This is a genomic window from Clostridium sp. FP2, assembly GCF_011065955.2.
GTDB classification, from domain to species: Bacteria; Bacillota; Clostridia; order Clostridiales; family Clostridiaceae; genus Clostridium_AD; species Clostridium_AD tagluense.
Map to the genome: position 1 here is coordinate 2,473,526 of NZ_JAAMNI020000001.1, position 25,919 is coordinate 2,499,444.

Consider the following 25,919-nt stretch of genomic DNA (forward strand, 5'->3'; position numbering starts at 1 on the left):
CCTAGTATTCATCTGAGGAGAATAACAGTTATAAACTCTTATTTCCTTTTAGTTATCTGGAGTATAAAACAATTGTTTTCCCTCCTAAAACATAGTGTTAGAACTATCATAGTATTATTGAAAATATATGTAAAGATAAAACAGAAAAAAATTATAATATATTATTAAATTTAGAAGCATACTAATAAAACAAATTAATAAATAATTATTATTGACTTAGTAAAAGAAAGATGTTATTATAACATCATAGTTTAATTGCATACGATTTAAGTTATAGCAATTGAAAGTAAAGGAGAGATTATTTATGAATAAAGTTGAGATTTATACAAGTAGTAGTTGTGGATTTTGTCATATGGCTATGGAGTTTTTTAAAGAAAACAATATTGATTATATAGAGCATAATATCTCTGAAGATTTAGAAGCAAAAAAGGCACTTATAAAAAAAGGATATAGATCAGTTCCGGTAATAAATATAAATGGAGAAGAAATGATGGGTTTTGATAAAGAAAAAGTGGCTGCTATGCTAAGTTTATAAAAGCAAAGGGCTGTAAATTATAAAAAGAAGCTAAGACATTAGCTTCTTTTTACTTATAAAAATCTAAAAGCTAATAAAAACGTTGACATATACAATATTAACTGATAGAATATAAAGAGTAGTCACTCAGTGGCGAATAAATATTTTAAATTGGTCTTTGAAAATTAAACAGAGAAATAGGTAAAATAGCGAAATAATATTTCGTTAGACCAGTTAATTACTTTAGATAAAAAAGTAATTTTAGTCGTAAGACTAAAAAGTATGTAATGAGCTTGCTAACCAGCTTAACAGTTGGCGCAGATTATTCATTTCAAATAAAAAGTGTAAACTTTTAAATTGAGAGTTTGATCCTGGCTCAGGACGAACGCTGGCGGCGTGCCTAACACATGCAAGTCGAGCGATGAAACCCTTCGGGGTGGATTAGCGGCGGACGGGTGAGTAACACGTGGGTAACCTGCCTCAAAGAGGGGAATAGCCTCCCGAAAGGGAGATTAATACCGCATAATATGTTTTGATCGCATGATTGAAACATCAAAGGATTTTTCTTTTAGAGAATTCCACTTTGAGATGGACCCGCGGCGCATTAGCTAGTTGGTGAGGTAACGGCCCACCAAGGCAACGATGCGTAGCCGACCTGAGAGGGTGATCGGCCACATTGGAACTGAGACACGGTCCAGACTCCTACGGGAGGCAGCAGTGGGGAATATTGCGCAATGGGGGAAACCCTGACGCAGCAACGCCGCGTGAATGATGAAGGCCTTCGGGTTGTAAAGTTCTGTCTTCTGGGACGATAATGACGGTACCAGAGGAGGAAGCCACGGCTAACTACGTGCCAGCAGCCGCGGTAATACGTAGGTGGCAAGCGTTGTCCGGATTTACTGGGCGTAAAGGATGCGTAGGCGGACATTTAAGTCAGATGTGAAATACCCGAGCTTAACTTGGGTGCTGCATTTGAAACTGGGTGTCTAGAGTGCAGGAGAGGTAAGTGGAATTCCTAGTGTAGCGGTGAAATGCGTAGAGATTAGGAAGAACACCAGTGGCGAAGGCGACTTACTGGACTGTAACTGACGCTGAGGCATGAAAGCGTGGGGAGCAAACAGGATTAGATACCCTGGTAGTCCACGCCGTAAACGATGAATACTAGGTGTCGGGGGTCGAACCTCGGTGCCGCAGTTAACACAATAAGTATTCCGCCTGGGGAGTACGATCGCAAGATTAAAACTCAAAGGAATTGACGGGGGCCCGCACAAGCAGCGGAGCATGTGGTTTAATTCGAAGCAACGCGAAGAACCTTACCTAGACTTGACATCCCCTGCATAACCCAGAGATGGGCGAAGTCCTTCGGGACAGGGTGACAGGTGGTGCATGGTTGTCGTCAGCTCGTGTCGTGAGATGTTGGGTTAAGTCCCGCAACGAGCGCAACCCTTATCATTAGTTGCTACCATTTAGTTGAGCACTCTAGTGAGACTGCCCGGGTTAACCGGGAGGAAGGTGGGGATGACGTCAAATCATCATGCCCCTTATGTCTAGGGCTACACACGTGCTACAATGGTGAGTACAAAGAGATGCAAGACCGCAAGGTGGAGCCAAACTCAAAAACTCATCCCAGTTCGGATTGTAGGCTGCAACTCGCCTACATGAAGCCGGAGTTGCTAGTAATCGCGAATCAGCATGTCGCGGTGAATACGTTCCCGGGCCTTGTACACACCGCCCGTCACACCATGAGAGTTGGTAACACCCGAAGTCCGTGAGGTAACCGTAAGGAGCCAGCGGCCGAAGGTGGGATTGATGATTGGGGTGAAGTCGTAACAAGGTAGCCGTAGGAGAACCTGCGGCTGGATCACCTCCTTTCTAGGGAGTAGATGCAAAGACTTCGGTCGATGCAACAAGAAGAATTTATTCTTCAAAATGTCTACTGTAATTACTCGTAACCTATTCTCTGTTTAATTTTGAGAGACTAATAGTCAGAAAAAAATAAGTATTTTAATCACTACATAGTGTTTAGAATGCTTATTATTTTTTTGATTATCTTATTAATATTTTGTTATAATGATTATAGATAAAACTTTAGTGGAAGTCCAAATTTCCTTCTGAGGTGGTTAATATTTCAGCACAGAAGCTGATGATTTAAAGGAGGTACAAATGAATTTAATAGCAGCAGTTGATTTAAATTGGGGAATAGGATACAACACTAAATTGTTGGTGAAAATACCTGAAGATATGAAGTACTTCAAAGAAAAAACCATTGGAAAAGTTATTGTAATGGGTAGGAATACACTTGAATCACTACCAGATAAAAAGCCATTAGAACAAAGAGTTAATATAGTGCTTACCAAAAACAGAAGTTATAACTGTGAAGGTGTTATTTTATGTTATTCCTTAGAGGAACTTTTTAAAGAATTGAAAAAGTATAATGAGGAAGATATATTCATTATAGGAGGTCAATCGATTTATGCTCAATTAATGCCACATTGTGATAAGGCATACATAACTAAAATATATAAGGAGTATGTACATAATAAAGTATTAGCAAATTTAGATAATGATAATCAATGGCAAAAAAATTCAACAAGTGAAAAACAACAATTTAAAGAGGATATATATTATACCTTTAATACATATATTAAAAAATGATTATAAAGGTATAAAAAACAAACTTCCACAAAATAGTAGAAGTTTGTTTTTTTAGTTTAAAAATACTCAAGATAAATTAATAAGCAAAGGTTAAGTTGCCTTTAACAGCGGCTACGGTTTTTGAAGTTAACCACTTATTCGTTACAGTATTTTCAAAAAAATACAAGGCTCCATTAGTTGGATCTGAACCTTTTAGTGATTCATAGGCTGCCTTAGTTGCTATATCAGTTGGAGCTTTATTAATCATTCCATTCATTACTGGAGTAAATTGATAGTAGCCATTGCTTTTTTCGTTAATTACTCCACTAATATTACTTGGAAACTGGGAACTTTGAACTCTATTTACAACTACAGCTCCTACAGAAAGCATGGTATCATAACTCTCACCACCAGCTTCAGCATTGATTAGTCTAGCTAATAGATTTACATCGCTATTTGAATAGGGGATAACTTTAGAGCTATTAAGGGGTGTAGCTTTTACATTTGTTGAAGCAGTTGGAATTTTAAAGACATCCCCAGGATAAATATTATCATCCCACTTATCATTTGCAATTCTTAATTTATCTAAAGTTATATTATATTTTTTTGCTATGAAATATAAAGTGTCACCGCGAGCTACATTATGAGTATTAGTTGGAACAGTGAGTACTTGTCCAGAATATATGTTGTAGTTTGATAATTTATTATTTTTCATTAAATAATTAGTAGTTGTGTTATAAGCTTTGCTTATACCACCTAATGTATCACCTGATTTAACTGTATATGTAGCAGCATATACGGAGCTACTACTAACTAGAGCTAAGGTTAAAGCAAGCAGAGTAGTTTTCAAATTTAATTTAATAATAACAAGTCCTCCTTTATAAGCCTGCGAGGTTAGTTGACGGATTCGGGTTAAAGGCACCCTACTCTAAAATAAGAGATTCACCCCATGAGAAATCCCCCGTTCTCCATTTAGGAGATTCGGCAATGCAACTCCCATATTGTAACATAAAACGACAAATTAATCGATGTTAAAAAATGGTTAAATTACGATATATAAGTATTTAATATTTTTAGTAAAACTAAAATTAGGGGGCTAAGGTATCTTCAACAATATAAATATGGTTGACAAATTTATTCTATAATATATAATAATCTTATAAGATTAATCGAATGCGATTTAGTTTACGAATAGTTTATTTACTGGAGGGGTTAGAATGAAAGAATATGATATTGCCATAATAGGAGCAGGTTCGGGGGGCTTAACTGCTGCATACACTGCAAAAGGATTTTCGAAAAAAGTTATTTTAATTGACAAAAATAAGCCTGGCGGAGAGTGTACTTGGTCTGGTTGCATTCCAAGTAAGGCTTTAATAAATATTGCAAAAGAAATACATGTAGCAAAGAAGTATTCAGATTTATTGGTTGATACTTCTGAGGTTTTAGAAAAAGTCAGAAAAGTAATTCATAATGTTTATGAAGAAGAAAGCCTTGAAGTTTTGAAAAGAGATGGCATTGATTATATTAATGGATTTGCAAAATTTATTGATAAAAATACTTTGAGTGTTAATGGAGAAAAAATCAAGGCTAAGAAGATAATTATTTCCACTGGGTCATCACCAATGGTGCCACCCATTGAGGGTTTAAAAGATATAAATTATCTTACAAATGAAAATATTTTCATAGAAAAAAGACTTCCGGAGAGTATAATTGTTTTAGGAGGAGGAGCTATAGGGGTAGAATTATCACAGGCTATGAATAGATTAGGCGTTAAAGTATCATTAGTAGAAATGATGGATACTATTTTAAATAGAGAAGAACCAAAACTTGTAACTATCCTAGAGAGAAAGCTTATATTGGAAGGCGTTAAGATATATACTTCATATAAAGCAGAAAAGGTTTCAGAAAAAGATGGTAAGATTTCCTTGTCTGTAATTAAAGATGGAATCGTTGAAATTATAAATGCGGACAAAATCTTGGTATCCCTTGGTAGAGTTCCTAATATAAAGGGGTTAGATTTAGAAAAAGTTAGTATTGGATATAACCAAAAGGCTATAGAGGTTAACAAGTTTTTAGAAACAAGCACAAAAGGTATATTTGCAATAGGAGATGTTGCTGGTCCATATCTTTTCTCACATATGGCAAATGTGCAAGGAATTACAGCTGTGAAAAATGCATTGTTGCCTATAAAGAAGAAGATTGATTACGCACATGTAGCTTGGTGTACATTTTCAGAACCGGAACTTGCAAGGGCAGGATTAACAGAGCAGGAAGCTAGAGAAAAGTATGGTGATTCAATTAGGGTATATGAGCAAGATTATAAAAATTTAGATAGGGCAAAAACAAAAGAAGATGATGAAGGTCTTGTTAAAATAATATGTGATAAAAAGGGAAAAGTACTTGGAGCTAGCATTTTGGGAGAGAGAGCTGGAGAGATGATTTCTGAGGTACAGGTAGTAAAGACGTTGGGAATAAATTTCGGAAAATTAACAAAGGTTATACATCCATATCCTACTTATGGAGAGATATTACTTAAGATAAGCAAGAAGGTTTATTTAGATAACATATTAAATAATCCTTTTGTAAAACTATTTAGGAGAAAATAGTTTTAAATATAAATTTAATACCAAAATATTAAGACATGAAGGAGGTTAAGGTTATGGAGATAGATAATTTAAAACTAAGTAATCAACTTTGTTTTAAAATATACTCTGTGTCTAAGGCTATGACTAGGTTATATAAACCAATACTGGATAGTTTAAATTTGACTTATCCACAATATTTGGTTATGTTAATTCTATGGGAACATGAAAAGATATCATTTAAAGATATGAGCAATAATTTAAAGATGAAAACAGGAACTTTGACTCCTATATTAAACAAATTAGAAAGCCAGGGACAGTTATGTAGAGTTAAGGATGAAGATGATGAAAGAAAGGTTTATATTCATATTACTTCAAAGGGTGAAAAGCTTAAGTATGAAGCTTCCAATGTTCCTGGAGAAATTAGTTGTAGAGCGCAAATTAAAATGGATGAATATGTGAAGTATATGAGGGAATTTGATGAACTATTGAAAAAATTAGATGAAATTGAAAATTATAGGTATTAGTAAAGAACTCATAGAATTATAACTAGTTAAATTTTGAATATGATGTAGGAGAGGTGTAACGTGAAAATTTTAAGTGCAGTAATAAGCGTCATGTCAATAATTGTAATTTACATGTTGGTAAAAAACAATTTAACTCCAAAGAATTTAGGGGTTAATAATGGTAAATTAGCACAAATGCCAAACAAACCTAATGCGGTCTCATCTGAAACAGAAGAAAAAGATAAGAAAGTTGAAGCACTACATTTTAAAGGGAATTTAAAGGATTCAAAGGATAAAATTATAAAAGCAATTGAAAATTACGGTAATGTTAAAATAATTAAAAATGAGACAAATTATGTATATGTGGTCTTTGCAACTGGAATAATGAAATATCATGATGATGTAGAATTTTACTTTGATGAAAGTAAAAAACTTATTCAAATTAGATCAGCTTCGAGGATTGGATATTCTGATATGGGATTAAATAGAGAAAGATATAACAAGTTAAGCGAAGTTTATTATAAATAAAATTTTATGTTGGAAAGTGAAGAAAGACGACAAAGAGAACCATCTAGGGTATCCTTTTGATTTTTCATGCATGCTTTTTCTAATGTTGGAAATGCTATTAGTTAAACAAGTTATGGGCTACCATTTTTCAAAGAGAAAATGAGACAGGAGGTTTTATTTTGAATAATGAAAAGAACAAAGAAGTAAGAAAAGAAAAACATAAGGAAGGTGAAAAAACTTTTATAAGTGAAGTTCAAGAATTTCAAAGGCCTGAAGGGTATGAAGATGCTTTTAAAAAATATTATCCGCAGCAGAAATAAAGTCTTTAAATTTATATATATGTATTCTTTAATTTGCCCTCACGTAAAAAGTGAGGGCTTTGATTTTTATATAAAAATTAGTTAAATTAAACTAAAATAACAAAATATAAAGAATTGTTTGACAATAATATCTAATATATGATATAAATATATAGATATAGAGTAAAAGAATGTAATTTTTTTATAAAATAATAAGGATGTTAAAATGTATTTTAAATAAAAATAATACTTATGAAAAGGGGGACTCATCAATGAAATTAAGAGGTAAGTTTATTTCAATGTTCATAGCATTTGCATTGATTCCTGTATTAACTGCAGGAGCAACAATAATGGTAATAATGCAAAACTCAAGCAGAAAAGAAGCAAGGTCTAGTTTACAGCAACAGGAACGATCTGCAATGACCTCAATTAATGAATCTATATCATTAATAATTAAAAGTGGACAAGATATGTCTAATAACCCATCAATAAATAGTTATTTAAATATCTTACAAACTGGAAAAACAGACTTACAAATGAAAAATCAAATTGCAAATGGATTTAAATCAAGCATGAAAACATATGAAATTTATGATAATATTCTACTCTTAGATAAGAATGGAACAATTATGATTAGTGGACTTGGAACCACAGATGGAAAGAGCTTAAGTAGTAGGGAATATTATGTGCGAATGAAAGAAGCAAAAAAAACGCAAATTTCTAAAGTTTTAAAAAGTTCTTCTAGTGGAAATAATATAGTTGTAGTAGCTGTCCCTATTTTAGATGCTAATAATGAAGTAAGGGGATCTATATTAACTTCAGTAGCATTAAGTGGCGTATCAAAAATAATAAATGGTATTAAGATAGGAGACACAGGAAACATATACATAATCGAAAGTGACGGAACGGCTGTAGCACATATAAATGAAAAGGAAATTCTGCAGAAGAATATACTGAAACTAGATATAGGTAAAGAAATCCTTAAAAATAAGCAAGGTATAGGACAATACACCTATGAGGGAATTGATAAACTGCTAGCTTATGATACTAACAAGGAACTTGGTTGGACTTTTGTGGCAAATATACCAGTGAAGGAGCTTACTAAAACAGCTAGTCTTGTTATTATAGTGCTGGCGTGTATAATTTTGTTAACTATTATTATAGCTGCAGGTATAGCTATAATAATAGCAAAAGGTATTTCAAAACCTATTGAAAAAGTTTCAGGAGCTATGAGTAAGATTGCTGAAGGGGACTTTACAATCACAGTAAATGAAAAAGGAAAAGATGAGATAGCCCAAATGTCGGGTAAACTAAATAAAACTTTAGTAAGCTTGAAAGAATCTATAAAGGGTGTAAAAGATACATCCAATGAAGTGGGGACATCGGCAGTGACACTTTCATCCACATCTAGGCAAATGACTAATGTAGCAAATGAAGTTGCAACTGCAATTCAAGAGGTGGCAAAAGGTGCTTCAGAGCAAGCTAGTGAAATTTCAGATGTAGTTAGTTTGCTTAATGATTTTACAAGACAACTAACATTAGTAGAGGATAAACTTATTAATGTAAACAATAAAGCTAATGACACACAAGTAAGGGCAATTAATGGCAAAGGTCAAATAGACAGTCTTGTAAATTCTATAAAAGAGATAAAAGCGTCTTTCGAAGTAGTGGTGAATAAGGTTACAGGACTTTCAGGTACAGTTTCAAAAATCGGTAACATAACTGATGTAATAAATGAAGTTTCAGAACAAACTAATCTTTTGGCTTTGAATGCAGCTATTGAGGCTGCTAGAGCAGGAGAACAAGGAAGAGGATTTGCAGTGGTTGCAGATGAAATCAGAAAGCTTGCAGAAGAATCTAAAAACTCTTCAGAAGAAATTTTAAATCTTGTTAAGTCAATATCAAAAGAAACAGATGACGTTATTGATACTACTGCTAGTGTTAATGAGCTTATAACAAAGCAAGAAGGTCTTGCTAGCGAAACTATAATATCTTTTGAGAATATTATAAATTCAGTAGTTGAAATAGCACCACTTATGGAAGAAACCAATGTATCCTTAAAAAGGGTAGATGATTCTAAAACAGTTGTAATAAATAAAATTGAAAATATATCAGCAGTAGCGCAAGAAGTTTCAGCATCCTCAGAACAAATTGCAGCCTCCTCAGAAGAAATGTTATCTTCCTGTGAAGAAGTAGCAGAGTTTGCAACAAAGGTTGATGAGGCATCACAAAATTTGAAAAATAAAGTAGGTATGTTTAAAATAGAATAAAGAAATAACAATTAAATGTTTCAAAACAAAGAACCAAGCTCTGCATTAGAGCTTGGTTCTTTGGATTTTTATAAAGCCGGGCTGATCTCCACATATTTAAATTCAAATTCAGTAAAAGGATTATATATTAAATTTTTAACTTCTTTTCTGTAGAAAAAACTGTGCTTTGTAAGTACACTTGGTGAAATTACACCTTCTTCATATATTAGGATATCTTCTGCCTTTTTTAAATATTTAAAACTCTCAGCAGGATTCATAGTTACCCTTGCTTTTGAAATAAGTTCATCATATTCTTTGTTAATAAAACCTGTATTAAAAGTTCCAGCAGAACTGGTCCACATTTCTAAATAAGATAGAGGGGAGTTGTAATCACCAACCCAGGCAGCTTGAGTTATTTGGTATTTTCCATCATCCATGTTCTTCATACATACAGCCCATTCTTCATATTGAATTTTAAGCTCCACACCTAATATATCTTTATAACTTTTTTTCATGAACTCTGCAGATTCAATATCCATTGGAGAAGTTCCACTTTGTAATAAGGTTATATTCATCTTTGATGAATTAACATCTTCGCCAATTTCTTTTAGTCCCTCCATAAGCAATGCTTTAGGGTCTTTATTCTCTTCCATAAGTTTTATAACAGGAGATTTAATTGCTTTTTTTACGGGAGTAGCTTGATATATTGGTATTGAAGTAGGGCAGAAGCTATAAGCAGGCTCACCTACCCCTTTATATATATCTTTAATTTTTTCAGTTCTATTTTCAGCTAGTATAAATGCTTTTCTTATTTTTGAATTTTTTAAATATTTATCATTCTGATTAAACATAGTATAGTAGGTTGTTGCCTTATCAGCAGTCATTAAATTAAATTTATTAGTATTTTGGAGTTTTTCGCTCCATTCAGGTTTTAGGCTGGCAGCAAAATCTATATTTCCAAGGTAAAGTTCATTCATTCTTGTATCAATATTTCGCAGAATATTAAAATTTATTTGCTGTAATTTAACTTTATCTTTATCCCAATAATAAGGATTTTTTTCTAATGTAATCTTGTTTTGAGTAAGCCAATCTTTTAATAAGAAAGGTCCATTTGAAACAATAGATTTAATATCTGTACCATAGGTATCCTTATATTTTTCTATAAGGTCTAATCTTTGAGGCTTCATAACATTCATATAAGTTAGTTCCAAAAAATAAGGACATGGTTTTTCTAGTGTTATTTGAAGTGTACTAGCATCAATAGCATGTATACCCACTTGGTTTTTATCTTTTATTTTGCTAGTATTGAATTCAGTAGCATTTTTTATTGGTAATAATAGGAATGAATAAACAGGACCAGTTATAGGGTCAAGACTTCTAAGTATACTATCCACATAATGCTGTGCTGTAACCTTTACACCATCTGACCAATAGTTGTCTCTTAGGAAAAAGGTCCATACGTCACCCTTTTGGTTACATTCCCATTTAGAAGCACCAGCAGGAGCAATATAATTTGTTCCATCAGCTGTGTGATCTATTCTAGTAAGTCCCTCATAAATTTCATTTAATATTTGCTTACTGTAAGTATCAGTAGAAAATGAAACATCTAGAGTTCTTGGCTCAGAGTTTAGACTAGCATTTAATATTTGAGGTGTTTTTGAAGCGGCTTCTTCTAGTTTAGCATTTAATGAATAGGCATCATCATATTCTCCATATTTGTTAGAATACTTTCCTTTTTCACCTGAACGTTTTACTCGTATGGCAAAACGGTATTGTGAAGATTCTAGTTTTAGATGAGATAAGTCAATTTTAGTTAAATTTACTCCACCTATAGGGAGCGTCCACCCATCTACCATATCTGGCGTTGTTACTAAATTCCAATTTATATTGGAGGAGTTTTGCTGACTATAAAAAATTTGATACTGAATCATACCTTCATAGTCTTTGGTAGTAATAAGTAATTGTCTGCTATCTGTAATTTCACAACGGGATATTTTAGGGAGTGATTTTTCAACTAGTGCATTTGCTTTTGTGTTAAGTTCAAGATTAATAGTTAATGTCAGGATAAAACATAATAAAATGCTCACTGATTTTTTTAGCTTAAATTTCATATTTTCAGCTCCTTTATATATATAACTATATTGTAACACTATTGAATAAATGGAACAATATATAAAAACTTCAGTGGGAGTTTTTATATCCTTCTGAAGTCCTTAATATTGCACCTTCCAGGTGATGATTTAATAGTTTATGAATTTACTCTTGATTGCTGGGTTAGTTATAATAAGCTTATGCAGGAAAAATCCCATAAGTGAATTAAGCACTGAAGTAGGAAGTACTATGGATACAAAGAGTATTAAAAAAGGTGCTGGTAAACCAAACAGAATAAGAGCTGAACCTAGAAAAATGCTTCCACTTATTACAGTTCCTAGAAAATAAATACATGTTAATTTTAGTGGAGAATTAGCATTGGAGTTTTTATATATAGCATATACAATTATTGAAGTTATAATTTTGTCTATAATATTAGGCAATTGACCACCAGGAAATGTGGTTGATAAGGCACATAAAACACCTGCCACTATTCCTGTAATAAAGGCAATTTTAAAATCTTTGGTTAAGATTACGGACAAAATCATAAATACCAATAAGAAATCTGGTTTTATTCCAAAGAATATACCTGGTGTAATTTGATGCAATATAAGACCTATTGCAAGGAAGAGTGAAGTTATTATTATTTTATTTGTTTTCATAAAAATTAGCTCCTTTTCAAAATAATTTAGATTTATTGGTTTTGTTATTTTTTTAAAAGCAATTATCTTTCAGTGCATCAAATTAGACACCACCTTTCAATTAATTATTTAAACGAAAAAAAACCCCCGCCCTGTATTAGGGCGAAGGATATTCGCTGTACCACCTAAATTATGCTACAAAAAAACTGTGCATATTTAATCTTCAAGCACTAAAATGCTCTAGCCCTTTTAACAGTGGGCATCCGGTAACTACTACTATCAAAATTTGATTTCGGGTTACTTCTAGCAGGTCCATTCACTAAAGTTATCAATACTGAGATCGCACTATCCTCAGCTCTCTGGAATTGCATGGCTTTAACTACTCTTCCTGTTCTACGAATTTATAATATAAGAATGATTGTAGCATTAAAATAATTAAATGTAAATAGTAATTTAAAAAAACTATTTATTTTAAAGTAATAATTTTGTACTAATATTATCTGTATTTATTAATAATGCTTATTAAAAGATCCATTCTTTCATGAATATCCAGCTCTATTTTATCGCGTTTATAATGGAAATCATTTGGATCTAATAAGTAACTATGAGTTATTCCAAAAAGCTTTTTATTTTCCAAGATTCCTTTATTTAGAATTTTTGAAAGCTTTTCAATATTAAAGTATTCCAATCTTAACTCTTCATTTTCATTTTCTGCGTAAACAGGTAAAGAAGTTAATATATTTTTGGTTACGTTGTACTGAGGTCTGTAAATATTGTGAGATTCATACTTTATGGGAGTTAACTCTGCTAATATTTTTTCTGTATTATCGTCTATTGAAAAATATCCTCCCCGGAAAGCTTCAATTGGCTCAATTCCTAATTTCGAAATATATTCGTAGCAGTGCTTTATAATAATTTTTTGTTCATCATAAGAGTAATTAGCTATTAAATCTTCATTTTTTTCTATGAATGGGCATAGCTTTTCTATAGATTCTGGTAAATTATTTGGATGAATATGAAGGCCAAATATAACTTTGTAATTTTTCTTTATATTCTCTATCAGATTTAGCTCATTCATCATTTCTGCAAAAAATGGAGTTATAAATAAAAGGGTATATATATTGTTTTCAGAATTTAATTTTAAGAGCCTTTCTAAGTTTAGTACATTATTTTTTAAGTTTTTATCAAAATTATATCCTTCGCAATCAATAGTTAAAATAAAATCAAAATTTGGTTTTTTAATATAATTATCAAGAAAATATTCCATAAATCCACACAACCTCCTAATATAGCATTGCTAATTTACAATTTGCATTGTATAATCAATTGTAGCAAGTAACAACTTATTATACAATTCAAATTGCTACTTGTCAAAAGTTACTAATAATCAACGTTTCACTGCTCTGCAATACAATTTAAAGATAAATACACTCAAGTTTTTAAGCATTTCAAAAAATCTTTTTCGTTATATCTAATTTTCAAATGAAAAGAATTTAAAATTAAATAGCTTAATGAAGTTATCAATTGATAACTATTTTGTAAACTAAACAAATATGGGGAGGATGATATAATGAAAACTATAGGTTTTCCAAGAATGCATAAAGAAATAAACGAGAGAAGAGATTTTTTGCCATCTTTTTTTGACATGATTAAAATGGATAGAGTACATATATTTCTTGAAGAAGGATATGGCTCGGCTTTAGGTTATACAAAAGAAGATTATTTAAAAAATAATAAAAAAATACAATTTGTAAGTAATAGAGAATGCTATGAAAAAGATATAGTTGTGGTTTTAAGGTCACCGGAGTTTGAACAAATTGAATATATGAAACGAGGCAGTACACTACTTAGTATGCTTCATTATGCAACTAGAGCTACTAGAGTTGAGAAGCTTAAAGAAAAAGGTATATTTGCTGTTTCTATGGATTCTATTAGAAATGATTTTTTTGAAAGAATGGTTGTAAATTATGAGGGAACTTCAGAAAATGGGATTAATGTAGCATTTACTGAGCTGGCTAAAAATTATGAAAATATCTGTATTGAAGAAAGAAAACCTATAATTGTGAGTATAATGGGTATGGGACGAGTTGGTTTAACAGCAGCAAGAATGGCTGGTAAATATGGAAATAACAAAGTGAACGAAGCTATACTTCAAGAGAAAACTAGTGGAGTAATTGTTAAGATGTTACCTAGAAATATAACCCATGATAAAAAGCAGATGATAAAAATCCTTAAAAAGACAGATATTTTAGTAGATGCAACCACTAGAGGTGATGCAACAAAATATGTTGTCAGTAATGAACTAATAGGGTATTTAAAAGAGCATTCTATAATTTTAGATTTAACAGCAGATCCATATTTAACTAGTGCAAGTTCTCTTCAGATAAAGGCAGTAGAAGGTATGCCACATGGTACATTGGACAAAAATGTTATTTACCCTGGTGATGATGAGTATAACACTGTGCCAAAGTGTTTACAATCACACAATCAAAGAACAGTAGTAAGCTGTAATGCCTGGCCGGGAGTTAAACCAGAGGCTTGCATGGATTTATACGGAAAACAACTTGTATATATTGTACAAAATCTTATAGGATATTCTACTGAGGATTTTGATTTATATAATAGTGATTATTTTAATAGAGCAATATATAGAGCAACTATTGAATGTTTTGAAAAACCATTGGATATCTATGGTAATGAAATGGAAAATGTAGTAATATAAGATGTAATAGTGATTATATGTTTTTAGTGTATGAGAAAAACTGTGTGCATATAATTCTAACTTTTAAAAGAGGTGTTTCTATGTTGAAATTTACTATTATAATCATTTTAGGAATAATTTTAGCAGTAATTAGTGCTATATTTGTTATTAAAAACTTCTTAGTAGATTATAAGGGAAGTCAAAGTGGATTTAAAAATGTATGTAATATACTTTTAATGGTTGTCTCCTTAGTTTGCGCTTTAATAAGTGTATGGGAAAGCTTTGGTGTAAAAGAAATATTGCTTACATTAAAAAATCAATCTGGTATGTCAGAAGAAATGATACAAATGTTAAAAAAAGCAGCAATAGAACAAACAAGTGGAGTTATCAAAGCACTTATACTGGGATATGTTTGTTTTATATTGGCCTATTTAGTATTTAAGACTATTCAGAAGGAAACGCAACTAGAATTTGATAAACCTAAGAGGAAATGGGACTGGAATAAAATTGACAAAAGTTAGAATCTGAAAATAACACGTAACAAATATTTAACTATATATGAATTTTAATGCTAAATTTTACTCGCATCCTCTATATGCTATAGAGGAGGCGAGTTTTTGTTTTATTTAAAACTAATTCTATCCCTCAACGAAAAATTCATCTTCGTCACTATATAGAATTTCTTTTTTGCCAAGCAAGCTTATAATAGTACCAGTAATTTTTCCGAATATGAAAGCTACACATACAGTAACAATTATTCCAAGTAATTGAGTACCAGCTTTTCCAGTTATAAATATTGCCACCACGCCTCCAAGGATTCCAGGCATTCCATGTAAATTATTAATTCCACAGGTATCAGTTCCTTTTATAAGTCTTTGTAACTTAGGAGCAATAATACTGTAGCCAATTACACTAAGCGCTCCTGCAGCAATTCCTATAAGCATAGCATATCCTGGTGTTGTCTTATCACAAGTAGAACCAATTGCCACTCCACCAGCAAGAGCAGCATTTGCTATGTCTTCTATCTCAAGTTTACCTCTGATTATTTTTGAGAATATGTATGTTGCCAGTGTTGCACCGCATAAGGCAAAAATTGTGTTTATTGCAGTTAATACAACTCTTTCTGGAGCTACTATAGCACTTGTAAATGAGGGCCAGAAAAGCCATAATACCATACTTCCAAGTAGACAAAGTTGGTTAGAGCTTGGATTATTTTCACAAGCAGCATCATCTTTAAATTTAGAAAAGGTATTTGATACAACTCCCAGTCCAAAATACGCACCAAAAGCATGTATAACAATTGAACCACCAGTATCAAGGAAACCCTTAAACATACCACTTTCAAGTATAAGCCATTCATTAAATATGTAAGCTGGTACGAACAATAATCCCATTATAATATATTGATCCATTTTTAAACGTCCAAGAGGAGCCCCAATTGCTATAAGCAAACTTGCAGCAGCAAATTCTGCAAATAAAAGTGTATCAATGCTTATGGTTGACATAGTGAAACCTTCTCCACCGAAACTTTTTATAATCATATACATTGGGATAGCTATACTTACTGCAAGAAATGTTGCAGTAATTGAAGTATAACCATGATTTCTTATGAAAACCATAAGAAAACCAAAACCAACAAGTAGCATTGCTAAAATATGAATAGAACGCTCATATTTTAACGTGTCAAAAATTGTACTGTTTTCTAGAGTAGTTTGGTGCATGGTACTACTCTCAGCATTAATTGCTGAGATACTGGTTGATACGTTATGATTTATGCTAGGTATCAAAATAAGAGCAGCTACTATAAAAAACAACAATAAAAATATTAGTAAACTCTTGTTTACAGTAGTTTTAGGCGCATTCTTAACCTTTTTTCTTGTGGATAATTCAATCATTAATTTTCCTCCATTAAATGTATTTTTTATTAAGCTACAAGTATATTTTGCAAAATGATTTATAGGATTCTAACTTGTAAAAATCAAGACAAAAATGTTGCAATTAGGACATTTTTGTCTTACTGAGGTATAATAACATTTTTCCACTTATAAGAAAAGTATGATTTGAGGCCTTAAGCCAATGATAACGTTTAAATATAGCCAATTCAGGAGATAAGCCTTTGTTTTCATATAATTGTTAAAAATATATTTTTTGCTATATTTTATAAAATTCATATAAAGTAAACTTACATTTATAGTAACAAAACAATGTAAAAATAGTTGCTTTTTCTGAAAACAAGTATTATAATTCTTATTAACATTTAAAATGTTATTTCATATTCTATATTAAGTAAATTAAAGAATAAAAGCTGTGATGAGAACCAGTAGTAAAACAGTTTCTTTTACAGAGAGCTCCCAAAGCTGAGAAGGAGCAAAGAATAGTATTATGAATACATCTCTGAGCTGCACACCAAATCCACTTAAGATTCACCTTTATGTGGTAGTAGGCTGTTGCCGGAACCCTTGCATCCGTTAAAGTGCTATAGTATAAGTGCTTATTTGCGCCGTACTTTAAGAGGTTAATGTGGCAACATATTAATAAATTGGGGTGGTAACACGGGATTTTACTCTCGTCCTCTAGATTTTCTAGAGGACGGGAGTTTTTTGTTTTTTTGAAATTTTTTAAAATAGGAGGAATTAAAATGATTAATATTGATGAACAAATTAAAATTATATCCAAAGGTACAACTGAAATAATTGATAAGGAGGAGCTAAGGCAAAAACTTATTAAAGCTGGGGAAAGTAACAGTCAGCTTATAGTTAAGCTTGGACTAGACCCTACCGCACCAGATATTCATTTAGGACATACAGTGGTTTTAAGAAAAGCGAGACAAATACAGGATTTAGGACATAGGGTAATTATAATTATTGGAGATTTTACTGGGATGATAGGAGATCCTTCAGGAAGATCAAAAACAAGAAAAGAGTTAACTCGGGAAGAAGTATTGATAAATGCTGAAACTTATAAAAAACAAATATTTAAAATACTTGATCCAGATAAAACGGAGGTTAAATTTAATAGTGAGTGGCTATCAAAATTGAATTTTAAAGATGTTATAGAATTAGCATCAAAATACACAGTAACTAGGATGCTAGAAAGGGAAGATTTTAAAAATAGATTTAAAGCACAGCAGTCAATTGCAATTCATGAGTTTATGTACCCCTTAATGCAAGGATATGATTCCATAGCAATAAAAGCAGATATTGAACTTGGTGGAACAGATCAACGGTTTAATATTTTAATGGGAAGAACCCTTCAAAAGGAATATGGTGAAGACAAGCAAGTTTCAATATTCATGCCTCTTTTAGAAGGAACAGATGGAACCTTAAAGATGAGTAAAAGTCTTGGAAATTACATTGGAATAAATGAAAACTGTAATAATATGTATAGTAAAGTTATGTCCATTCCAGATGAACTAATTATAAAATACTACGATTTGGTAACAGATACTCATCCAGATGAAGTACAAGAGATTGTGAGACAATTAGAAAGTGAAAAAATTAATCCAAGGGATATAAAGATGAAACTTTCTAAGGAGATTGTTGAATTATATCATGGAAAAGTAGCGTCTGATGAAGCCCAGGAGTATTTTAAAAAAGTATTTCAAAAGAAGGAGATTCCACAGAGCATTAAAGAAATAGAGGTTATAAAGAATTCTACTATGAATAAACAAAGTGCTATTTTAAAAATAATAACTGATATGGACTTTGCTAAAAGCAATAGGGAAGCAAGCCGTCTAATTCAGCAAGGAGCAGTGAAAATAAATGGAGAAAAAATATCCATAGATAATGTATTTGATTTAAGTGATGGAGATGTAATTCAATGTGGTAAAAGAAATTTTGTAAAAATTATTATAGTGAAATAAGGGCCACCACCTATGGTGGTTTTTATCTTTTTCAAGAAGTTACAAGGAGATTTTTTATTTTTGAGCAATTAAATTTAAATTCATTTATCTGAAAATAACTAAAGTTTTATCAATAAAGAACGAAATATAAGGTAAATTATATAAATTGAGGGGGAAATGTAAAAATGTTTAAAAATATTGTAAAAGAAAAAAGAAATCGCTCGAAATTGAGTTTTCAGATAACAATATTGCTTATATTGGTATCTTTTTTGCCAATTATGCTTATTTCTATAAGCACATATTATAGTTTATCTAACAATTTAAGCAGAGAGTTTGAAGGTGCCACCGTTAAAAGTGTAGAGAGAGTTAATGATGCAATCAATGCATTATACAATGAGAATTATGCATCTGTAGAAATGATTTCCAATGAAGTTAATACAAAAATGCTTAAAAGCAAAGGGGCTTATCCTGTAAATTTAATGAAGAATTTTGAGGTTTTTAAAAATTCTCATCCACAGGTGCTAAGTATATATGTAGGAACAACAGATAAAAAGACCTATCTTATTCCTAGAGTTGTGCTTAAAGATAATTATGATCCAACTAATAGAGAGTGGTACAAGGCTGCAGAGAGTAATGATGGTAAAATAATTGTTACTAATCCATATGTAGATTCTTTTACTGATAAGTATATAATGACTTTTACGAAGACTGTTAAGGATGATAAGAGTAGCTTAGTAGGAGTAGTAGCATTAGATGTAGCATTAGCTTCAATTTCTCAAACAGTTGCAAAAATCAAATTAGGGGATGATGGCTATGCTACTGTCATAGATAGTAAAGGAACAATTGTTGTACATAAAAACAATGAACTTATTGGGAAGAATTCCAAACAACAACAATGGGTAAAAACTATTATGGATTCAAAACAAAACTACTTTAACATAAAGGTTGATGGTATAGATTATATGGCATATAAAATTACTGATACTAATACAGGATTAATATCAGTAGGATTTATTCCCGTGGCAGAAAGAAGTAAAAAAATATTAGATGGTTTAACTGTGCCTGTAATTGTTTTATTAGTTTCCCTTGTGTTTGTGATTATTGTAGGAAAAAGGTTTGCAGGAAAAATCACAAAACCTATGAGTATTTTAATTGAAATATTAGGCAAGGTTAAAGAGGGTGATTTTACCAATAAAGTTCCTGAAATTATGAATACAAGTTTAGAGGTCGACGAAATTATACGCTCTGTAAATAATATGATGGAAGATATGATATTTGTTTTAGGAAATGTAGTAGATAGCACAAATAAAGTAAAGGATTCAGCAGAATCTCTTGCAGCAACCACTGAGCAATCCAATGCTGTTGGAGATGAAGTAGCAAGGGCTGTGCAGCAAATTGCAGAAGGGACTAATGAACAGGCTCAAATATTAGAAGAAAGCATTACCTATGCAAATACTTTAGGTGAAGAAGTGGATAAATCAACTATAAATGCTGAAAATATGATTAGTGCTTCTTTAGAAGTTAAACAATCAACAAAAGAGGGCCTTATAATTGTAAATAACCTAAAGATAGCATTTACAGAAAACATAAAGGCAAATAAATCAGTAGCGAGTAAAGTGGAAATATTAGTAGAAAACTCTAATAAAATTAGTGATATAACAGATAAGATAAAAGTTATAACAGAGCAAACAAATCTATTAGCATTAAACGCAAGCATTGAAGCTGCAAGAGCAGGAGAAGCAGGAAGAGGTTTTGCTGTGGTTGCAGATGAAGTAAGAAAACTTGCAGAACAATCTGCTGTTTCAGCTTTAGAAATTGATAAAGTTATTGTTGATATTAGTACAAGTGTACATGAATTACTCCAGGGAATTATGTATTCTACAGAATTAAATGATAAAACTAATAAAAGCGTAGAAGTAACAAATGAAACATTTATCAAAATTAAAAAATCCATAGAATTACTAGAGTGCAATATGGTGGATGTAAATAGTTCATTGCAAAACATTAACCAATATAAGGATATTTTAAGAGATAAACTTGGAAATGTAGCTTCAGTAGTAGAGGAAGCAGCTGCCACTACGCAAGAAGTAAGTGCATCTTCACATGAGCAATTAGCAGGAATTCAAGAAGTAGTTAAAGCAGCAGAAAACCTGAATTGTTTAGCAGATGATTTAAGAGAGAGTACTAACAAATTTAAAATTTAGAAATAGTATTGTTACAGTTTCAGATTTAAAACAAGTAAATTTAAATTCAATTATGGGAAAAATATTGAATTACTTAAACAAGTAGAATAAATTAATATAAATAAAAGGCTCAAAGAATATAAAAATTCTTTGAGCCTTTTATTTATATAATAAAGTTTAATTAAATTCTAAAGTACTAGTATCAAGCCAAGTCCATTCAGGCTTTAAAGTTTTAACATCATCTACAAGTTTGAATAATGCCAAATCAGCTAGTTTTGCCTCTAGCATTATATCTAAGTCAATTCCTAGTGGAATACACTTTTCAATAAACTCGATGAAAGCTTCTGGATCAATGTTATCAGCATGCTTTTTATCTTTTTCTCCAGTTTTTGGGCTCGAAAAATGTACTTTTACTGGTAGAAGTTCGTTTTCCCAAGTGGAGAATATATCTTTTAACATAGGTTCTAGGTCATCGCCACCGTTGTTGCAGTTATGATGATGTACATCTAGCACCATAGGTACATTTATTTCCTTGCATATGTTTAATACTTCTTTTGTAGTAAAGCTTTTGTCATCATTTTCAAACACTACTGATTTTGTTATTTCTTTTGGCAGATTATTATAATTCTTAAAGAATCTTTCCGTAGCAGCAAGTTTGCCACCTTCTTTACCTCCAATGTGTAATATCATTTTTCCTAAAGGATAATTAATATCTTGGAAAAGATTTGCATGGAACATAAGATTCTTTTCAGTAGATTTTATTACTTCTTCCTTAGAACTATTTATAACATTAGATTCATCAGGATGAGTATCAACTCTTAAATTATTATTGTTTATATAATTTCCAAGCCAATCAAAATCCATTTTTAAAATTCTTCTGAACTCCCAATCTGTAACTTCAGGATGAGTTGCTAGAGGTATTAAAGCGGAAGTTATCCTATAAAAGTGAACATCGTTTTTTACAGTGTATTCTAGAATTTTATACAAATCATTGACGTTTGATACCGCTACCTTTTGTAGTTTTTCAAGTTTATCTCTGTCCGTCGATTGTTTCGTATATGTAGAAAAAGTTACTGTGCTAGCAGAAGTTATTTTTGCTGCTTTTAAAGCAGTAGCCACGTAGCCTAATCTTATTTGCATAATATCACTCCTCATATAATATAGTTATACCAATAAATTAAATCATCATTTGCGCAAGCTTTTTTATTTTCAAAGCTGCAACATTAACGACTTCAGAATGAATGATATATTCCACCTAAAGTTTTATCCTTTTTAGAGTAATAGGCTCACTCATGGAAGATAGGGGGAACTCCTTCTGAAATGACGTTAAAACATTTCTACTAACTGATATTCTTTAATATATTCTAATTATTGCTCAATCATATTGAAATTTTAATATCCTTTAATAAGTATATTTTTATAATACTCCCCATAATGAAGTTAACTTATAAACATTGTAGGAAATATTTTAAGTCATGGCATAAAAATTACTAATAAAAGAGTTACTTATAAATCGCTATATAATAAAAGCTATAACAATATTTAAAATGTTTGTTAAAAACATCTTACTAAATAAATATAATACTTGAATAGATGTTAGAATAAACCCTTGTTTAATCATATCACATAACTATAGTGTGTGTAAAATAATATACAAATAATCAAATAAATATTTCTATAATTTCAATAGAATCATTGCAAAATATGAAATATAGAATGTAAAAAGGCTTTATTGCTATAAAATATCTAAATTATAGCTTTTTATGTGAAAATCATATAATATTAATGTAGTAGTTAAAATTATTAGTGGAGGTATAACATGGCAGATATAAAATACGAAATAAAAGAAACATTAGGAGAATTATCAGAATCTGGTAAAACATGGAGAAAAGAATTAAATCTTATAAGCTGGAATGATAAAGAGGCAAAATACGATATTAGAGATTGGTCTCCAGAACATGAAAAAATGGGAAAAGGGGTTACCTTATCTAAAGAAGAGCTTATAAAACTTAAAGCATTGCTTAATAAGATAAATTTGTAACAAGTATTAAGTTACATGGAAACAAGGTATGGTAATTTTGCCATCCCTTGTTTTTTTATATGGAAAATTGCAACGTCCTATCTGAAAGTAAACATAAAAGCTATATCGTTTAAAAAATAACATACTTTCATCCTTGTTTTGTATTAATAATGATAAAAGGCAGATAAAAAAAATGATGCAAACAAGCTTGTATTTGCCTATATGTAAAGGTTTGCAACCATCTAATGATTGCTAATGAATAATGAAATATGATAAAAATAATAAAATAAATGTTTACAATTATAAAAACATTGTGATATAATTAACACATAAACAAGGAGCAAACATTCAAAATAAAAAAATGTTTTAAATATTAAATAAAAAATTACTTCAAATCAATAAATAAAATATTATTATGCAAAGTTGACCATTAATGTAATCTATTATTATGAAAGAGGTGTAGCATATGAAAGTAACAAACGTAGAAGAATTAATGATTAGAATAAAAGAGGTTAGAAATGCTCAAAAGGAGTTTTCTACTTATACTCAAGAACAGGTAGATGAAATATTTAGACAAGCAGCAATGGCTGCAAATAATTCAAGAATTGATTTAGCAAAGATGGCAGTGGAAGAAACAGGTATGGGAATTGTAGAAGACAAGGTTATAAAAAACCATTTTGCTTCAGAATATATATATAATCAATATAAAGATGAAAAAACTTGTGGAATTATCGATACAGATAAATCCTTTGGTATTACAAAAATTGCAGAACCAATAGGAGTTGTAGCAGCTATTGTGCCAACTACAAATCCAACATCTACAGCAATATTTAAAGCTCTTATATCATTAAAAACTAGAAATGGTATCATTTTTTCTCCACATCCAAGAGGGAAAAAGTCTACTATTGCAGCAGCTAAAATAATACTAGATGCTGCAGTTAAAGCTGGCGCACCAAAAGGTATAATAGCCTGGATAGATGAACCTTCGGTAGAACTTTCGCAGATTGTTATGAGAGAAGCAGATATAATACTTGCAACAGGTGGACCAGGAATGGTTAAAGCTGCTTATTCATCAGGAAAACCAGCTATTGGAGTTGGTGCAGGAAATACACCTGCAATTATTGATGAAACAGCAGAAATTAAAATGGCTGTAAATTCAATTTTACTTTCTAAGAGCTTTGACAACGGAGTAATATGTGCTTCAGAGCAATCAGTATTAGTTATGGAAGAAATATATGATGAAGTTAGGAAAGAATTTTCTGAAAGAGGAGCTTATATTCTTAAAAAAGCAGAAGTAGATAAAGTAAGGAAAATAATTTTAACTAATGGATCATTAAATGCAAATATAGTAGGTCAATCTGCCTTTAAGATAGCAGAAATGGCAGGAGTTAAAGTTCCAGAAGAAACAAAGGTTATTATAGGAGAAGTTGAATCTGTAGAACTTGAAGAAGCATTTTCACACGAAAAATTATCTCCAGTACTTGCTATGTATAAGGTTAAAACTTTCGATGAAGCACTAGAAAAGGCAGAAAGACTTGTTGAACTTGGTGGCTTTGGTCATACATCATCATTGTACACTCACAGAACTAAGTCTACAGATAGAATAGCTAAGTTTGGTGCAACCATGAAAACAGGGAGAGTTATAGTAAATATGCCAGCAGCTCAAGGAGCTATAGGAGATTTATACAACTTTAAGCTAGCTCCTTCATTAACACTAGGGTGCGGTTCATGGGGTGGAAACTCCGTATCAGAAAACGTTGGAGTTAAGCATTTATTAAATGTGAAGAGTGTAGCTGAGAGGAGAGAAAATATGCTTTGGTTTAGAGTTCCAGAAAAAATTTATTTTAAATATGGTAGCCTAGGAGTAGCTTTAAAAGAATTAAAGGATATGAACAAGAAGAAAGCATTTATAGTAACTGATAAGATTCTTTATGACCTAGGATATGTAGATAAAGTTACTCATGTTTTGGAAGAAATTGGAGTAGAGTATAAGATATTCTATGACGTAGAACCAGATCCAACCATTGCTATAGCAAAAAAAGGTGCTGAAGAAATGGCAATATTTAAGCCAGATACAATTATAGCACTTGGTGGTGGATCGCCAATGGATGCAGCAAAAATCATGTGGGTAATGTATGAGCATCCAGAAGTAAGATTTGAAGATTTAGCTATGAGATTTATGGATATTAGAAAGAGAGTATATCCATTCCCTAAGATGGGTGAAAAAGCTATGATGATTTCTGTGCCAACTTCAGCAGGTACAGGTTCAGAAGTTACTCCATTTGCAGTAATTACTGATGAAAAAACAGGAGTTAAATATCCATTAGCTGATTATGAGTTAACTCCAGATATGGCTATAGTAGATGCAGAGCTTATGATGAATATGCCAAAGGGACTTACAGCAGCTTCCGGTATAGATGCTTTAACTCATGCTATAGAAGCTTATGTATCAGTACTTGCTTCAGAATATACTAATGGACTTGCTTTAGAATCAATGAGATTAATATTTAAGTATTTACCACAAGCTTACAATGAGGGTACCACTAATATAAAAGCAAGAGAAAAAATGGCTCATGCTTCAACAATGGCTGGTATGGCATTTGCTAATTCTTTCCTAGGAGTATGTCACTCAATGGCACACAAATTAGGAGCAGAGCATCATGTACCACACGGCATTGCTAATGCATTATTAATCAATGAGGTTATAAGATTCAACGCTGTAAATAACCCAACAAAACAAGCAGCATTCCCACAATATAAATATCCAAATGCTAAGTGGAGATATACAAGAATTGCTGACTATTTACAATTAGGTGGAAACACAGAAGATGAAAAAATAGAATTATTAATTAAAGCTATTGATGAACTAAAAGCTAAGATTAACATTCCTATGACAATAAGTGAAGCAGGAGTGTCTAAAGTGAAATTCTATGCTACATTAGACCATATGAGTGAGCAAGCTTTTGATGACCAATGTACAGGTGCGAATCCAAGATATCCATTAATCAGTGAACTTAAGCAAATGTATATAAATGTTTTTGAAAAATAAATCAGTTAATTTGATAAACTTTAAAATTTATCCTTGAGAAGTTTATTCAACTTATATACAAAAAAGCATCATTGCATGAAAATGCAATGATGCTTTTGAATT

19 protein-coding genes, 1 rRNA gene, 1 riboswitch and 2 other annotated features are annotated in these 25,919 nt (G+C 31.4%); of the genes, 14 read left to right on the plus strand and 6 right to left on the minus strand.

What is annotated here, in order from left to right:
- The first annotated feature begins 304 nt into the window (after positions 1-304).
- The 3 genes from G9F71_RS11880 to G9F71_RS11890 all read left to right on the plus strand — a co-directional run bounded on the left by G9F71_RS11880 (position 305) and on the right by G9F71_RS11890 (position 3,169).
- Entirely contained in the window at positions 305-535 is a 231-nt protein-coding gene (locus G9F71_RS11880; protein ID WP_125004189.1) for a glutaredoxin family protein, read from the plus strand.
- A 332-nt stretch (positions 536-867) separates the two neighbouring features.
- Positions 868-2,386, plus strand: a 16S ribosomal RNA gene (locus G9F71_RS11885).
- Between the two features lie 291 nt (positions 2,387-2,677).
- Positions 2,678-3,169, plus strand: coding sequence for a dihydrofolate reductase (locus G9F71_RS11890; RefSeq protein WP_164951176.1), 492 nt, complete (start codon positions 2,678-2,680; stop codon positions 3,167-3,169).
- 76 nt (positions 3,170-3,245) lie between these two features.
- On the opposite strand, the gene G9F71_RS11895 is transcribed toward G9F71_RS11890, so the two are convergent.
- Positions 3,246-3,998: a cell wall hydrolase gene (locus tag G9F71_RS11895; RefSeq protein WP_224626346.1), complete on the minus strand. Its 753-nt coding sequence runs from the start codon at positions 3,996-3,998 to the stop codon at positions 3,246-3,248.
- Positions 3,999-4,016: 18 nt separating this feature from the next.
- A riboswitch (cyclic di-AMP (ydaO/yuaA leader) is annotated at positions 4,017-4,145 on the minus strand.
- 220 nt (positions 4,146-4,365) lie between these two features.
- Between G9F71_RS11895 and G9F71_RS11900 the strand changes: the two genes are divergently transcribed.
- From G9F71_RS11900 to G9F71_RS11920, 5 genes are all read left to right on the plus strand, one after another.
- Positions 4,366-5,754 (plus strand): dihydrolipoyl dehydrogenase family protein, encoded by a 1,389-nt coding sequence (locus G9F71_RS11900; protein ID WP_164951175.1) that lies wholly within the window; start codon positions 4,366-4,368, stop codon positions 5,752-5,754.
- 53 nt (positions 5,755-5,807) lie between these two features.
- Positions 5,808-6,257 carry a MarR family winged helix-turn-helix transcriptional regulator gene (locus G9F71_RS11905; RefSeq protein ID WP_164951174.1) on the plus strand — a complete coding sequence of 150 codons (450 nt, stop codon included), beginning with the start codon at positions 5,808-5,810 and terminating at the stop codon, positions 6,255-6,257.
- Positions 6,258-6,317: 60 nt separating this feature from the next.
- On the plus strand, positions 6,318-6,764 hold the full coding sequence (locus tag G9F71_RS11910) for a DUF1499 domain-containing protein (RefSeq protein ID WP_164951173.1): 447 nt from the start codon (positions 6,318-6,320) through the stop codon (positions 6,762-6,764).
- Between the two features lie 158 nt (positions 6,765-6,922).
- Entirely contained in the window at positions 6,923-7,063 is a 141-nt protein-coding gene (locus tag G9F71_RS11915; RefSeq protein WP_164951172.1) for a hypothetical protein, read from the plus strand.
- 251 nt (positions 7,064-7,314) lie between these two features.
- Complete coding sequence (locus G9F71_RS11920; protein WP_164951171.1) at positions 7,315-9,312, plus strand: methyl-accepting chemotaxis protein; 1,998 nt, start codon at positions 7,315-7,317, stop codon at positions 9,310-9,312.
- A 68-nt stretch (positions 9,313-9,380) separates the two neighbouring features.
- On the opposite strand, the gene G9F71_RS11925 is transcribed toward G9F71_RS11920, so the two are convergent.
- The 3 genes from G9F71_RS11925 to G9F71_RS11935 all read right to left on the minus strand — a co-directional run bounded on the left by G9F71_RS11925 (position 9,381) and on the right by G9F71_RS11935 (position 13,290).
- On the minus strand, positions 9,381-11,402 hold the full coding sequence (locus G9F71_RS11925; RefSeq protein WP_164951170.1) for a peptide ABC transporter substrate-binding protein: 2,022 nt from the start codon (positions 11,400-11,402) through the stop codon (positions 9,381-9,383).
- A 129-nt stretch (positions 11,403-11,531) separates the two neighbouring features.
- Positions 11,532-12,044, minus strand: coding sequence for a tryptophan transporter (locus G9F71_RS11930; RefSeq protein WP_164951169.1), 513 nt, complete (start codon positions 12,042-12,044; stop codon positions 11,532-11,534).
- Positions 12,045-12,178: 134 nt separating this feature from the next.
- Positions 12,179-12,428: a binding site (T-box leader), on the minus strand.
- Positions 12,429-12,519: 91 nt separating this feature from the next.
- Complete coding sequence (locus G9F71_RS11935) at positions 12,520-13,290, minus strand: hypothetical protein (RefSeq protein ID WP_164951168.1); 771 nt, start codon at positions 13,288-13,290, stop codon at positions 12,520-12,522.
- Between the two features lie 303 nt (positions 13,291-13,593).
- Between G9F71_RS11935 and G9F71_RS11940 the strand changes: the two genes are divergently transcribed.
- Positions 13,594-14,745 (plus strand): alanine dehydrogenase, encoded by a 1,152-nt coding sequence (locus G9F71_RS11940; protein ID WP_164951167.1) that lies wholly within the window; start codon positions 13,594-13,596, stop codon positions 14,743-14,745.
- An 80-nt stretch (positions 14,746-14,825) separates the two neighbouring features.
- A complete protein-coding gene (locus G9F71_RS11945; protein WP_164951166.1) occupies positions 14,826-15,245 on the plus strand; it encodes a hypothetical protein in 420 nt (139 codons plus the stop codon).
- A gap of 117 nt (positions 15,246-15,362) precedes the next feature.
- On the opposite strand, the gene G9F71_RS11950 is transcribed toward G9F71_RS11945, so the two are convergent.
- Positions 15,363-16,619, minus strand: coding sequence for an ammonium transporter (locus G9F71_RS11950; RefSeq protein WP_164951165.1), 1,257 nt, complete (start codon positions 16,617-16,619; stop codon positions 15,363-15,365).
- Positions 16,620-17,022: 403 nt separating this feature from the next.
- Positions 17,023-17,301: a binding site (T-box leader), on the plus strand.
- 61 nt (positions 17,302-17,362) lie between these two features.
- Here G9F71_RS11950 and tyrS point away from each other — a divergent pair.
- Together tyrS and G9F71_RS11960 are read left to right on the plus strand one after the other, a co-directional pair.
- Positions 17,363-18,586, plus strand: a complete 1,224-nt coding sequence (gene tyrS / locus G9F71_RS11955) for a tyrosine--tRNA ligase (protein ID WP_164946376.1) — start codon at positions 17,363-17,365, stop codon at positions 18,584-18,586.
- Between the two features lie 164 nt (positions 18,587-18,750).
- Complete coding sequence (locus G9F71_RS11960) at positions 18,751-20,769, plus strand: methyl-accepting chemotaxis protein (RefSeq protein WP_164946377.1); 2,019 nt, start codon at positions 18,751-18,753, stop codon at positions 20,767-20,769.
- A gap of 156 nt (positions 20,770-20,925) precedes the next feature.
- Here the strand turns inward: G9F71_RS11960 and uvsE are convergent, their stop codons facing one another.
- Positions 20,926-21,888, minus strand: a complete 963-nt coding sequence (uvsE, locus tag G9F71_RS11965; RefSeq protein WP_164946378.1) for a UV DNA damage repair endonuclease UvsE — start codon at positions 21,886-21,888, stop codon at positions 20,926-20,928.
- A 679-nt stretch (positions 21,889-22,567) separates the two neighbouring features.
- On the opposite strand from uvsE, the gene G9F71_RS11970 reads away from it, so the two are divergent.
- Positions 22,568-22,789: a YdbC family protein gene (locus tag G9F71_RS11970; protein WP_164946379.1), complete on the plus strand. Its 222-nt coding sequence runs from the start codon at positions 22,568-22,570 to the stop codon at positions 22,787-22,789.
- A gap of 445 nt (positions 22,790-23,234) precedes the next feature.
- Entirely contained in the window at positions 23,235-25,817 is a 2,583-nt protein-coding gene (adhE, locus tag G9F71_RS11975) for a bifunctional acetaldehyde-CoA/alcohol dehydrogenase (protein WP_164946380.1), read from the plus strand.
- Positions 25,818-25,919: the final 102 nt, after the last annotated feature.

Coding starts and splice junctions, on each gene's coding strand:
- G9F71_RS11930 (WP_164951169.1), bottom strand. CDS start 12,044: ATGAAAACAAATAAAATAATAATAACTTCACTCTTCCTTGCAATAGGT.
- G9F71_RS11940 (WP_164951167.1), top strand. CDS start 13,594: ATGAAAACTATAGGTTTTCCAAGAATGCATAAAGAAATAAACGAGAGA.
- G9F71_RS11970 (WP_164946379.1), top strand. CDS start 22,568: ATGGCAGATATAAAATACGAAATAAAAGAAACATTAGGAGAATTATCA.
- G9F71_RS11950 (WP_164951165.1), bottom strand. CDS start 16,619: ATGATTGAATTATCCACAAGAAAAAAGGTTAAGAATGCGCCTAAAACT.
- G9F71_RS11945 (WP_164951166.1), top strand. CDS start 14,826: ATGTTGAAATTTACTATTATAATCATTTTAGGAATAATTTTAGCAGTA.
- uvsE (WP_164946378.1), bottom strand. CDS start 21,888: ATGCAAATAAGATTAGGCTACGTGGCTACTGCTTTAAAAGCAGCAAAA.
- G9F71_RS11920 (WP_164951171.1), top strand. CDS start 7,315: ATGAAATTAAGAGGTAAGTTTATTTCAATGTTCATAGCATTTGCATTG.
- adhE (WP_164946380.1), top strand. CDS start 23,235: ATGAAAGTAACAAACGTAGAAGAATTAATGATTAGAATAAAAGAGGTT.
- tyrS (WP_164946376.1), top strand. CDS start 17,363: ATGATTAATATTGATGAACAAATTAAAATTATATCCAAAGGTACAACT.
- G9F71_RS11880 (WP_125004189.1), top strand. CDS start 305: ATGAATAAAGTTGAGATTTATACAAGTAGTAGTTGTGGATTTTGTCAT.
- G9F71_RS11905 (WP_164951174.1), top strand. CDS start 5,808: ATGGAGATAGATAATTTAAAACTAAGTAATCAACTTTGTTTTAAAATA.
- G9F71_RS11960 (WP_164946377.1), top strand. CDS start 18,751: ATGTTTAAAAATATTGTAAAAGAAAAAAGAAATCGCTCGAAATTGAGT.
- G9F71_RS11890 (WP_164951176.1), top strand. CDS start 2,678: ATGAATTTAATAGCAGCAGTTGATTTAAATTGGGGAATAGGATACAAC.
- G9F71_RS11900 (WP_164951175.1), top strand. CDS start 4,366: ATGAAAGAATATGATATTGCCATAATAGGAGCAGGTTCGGGGGGCTTA.
- G9F71_RS11925 (WP_164951170.1), bottom strand. CDS start 11,402: ATGAAATTTAAGCTAAAAAAATCAGTGAGCATTTTATTATGTTTTATC.
- G9F71_RS11935 (WP_164951168.1), bottom strand. CDS start 13,290: ATGGAATATTTTCTTGATAATTATATTAAAAAACCAAATTTTGATTTT.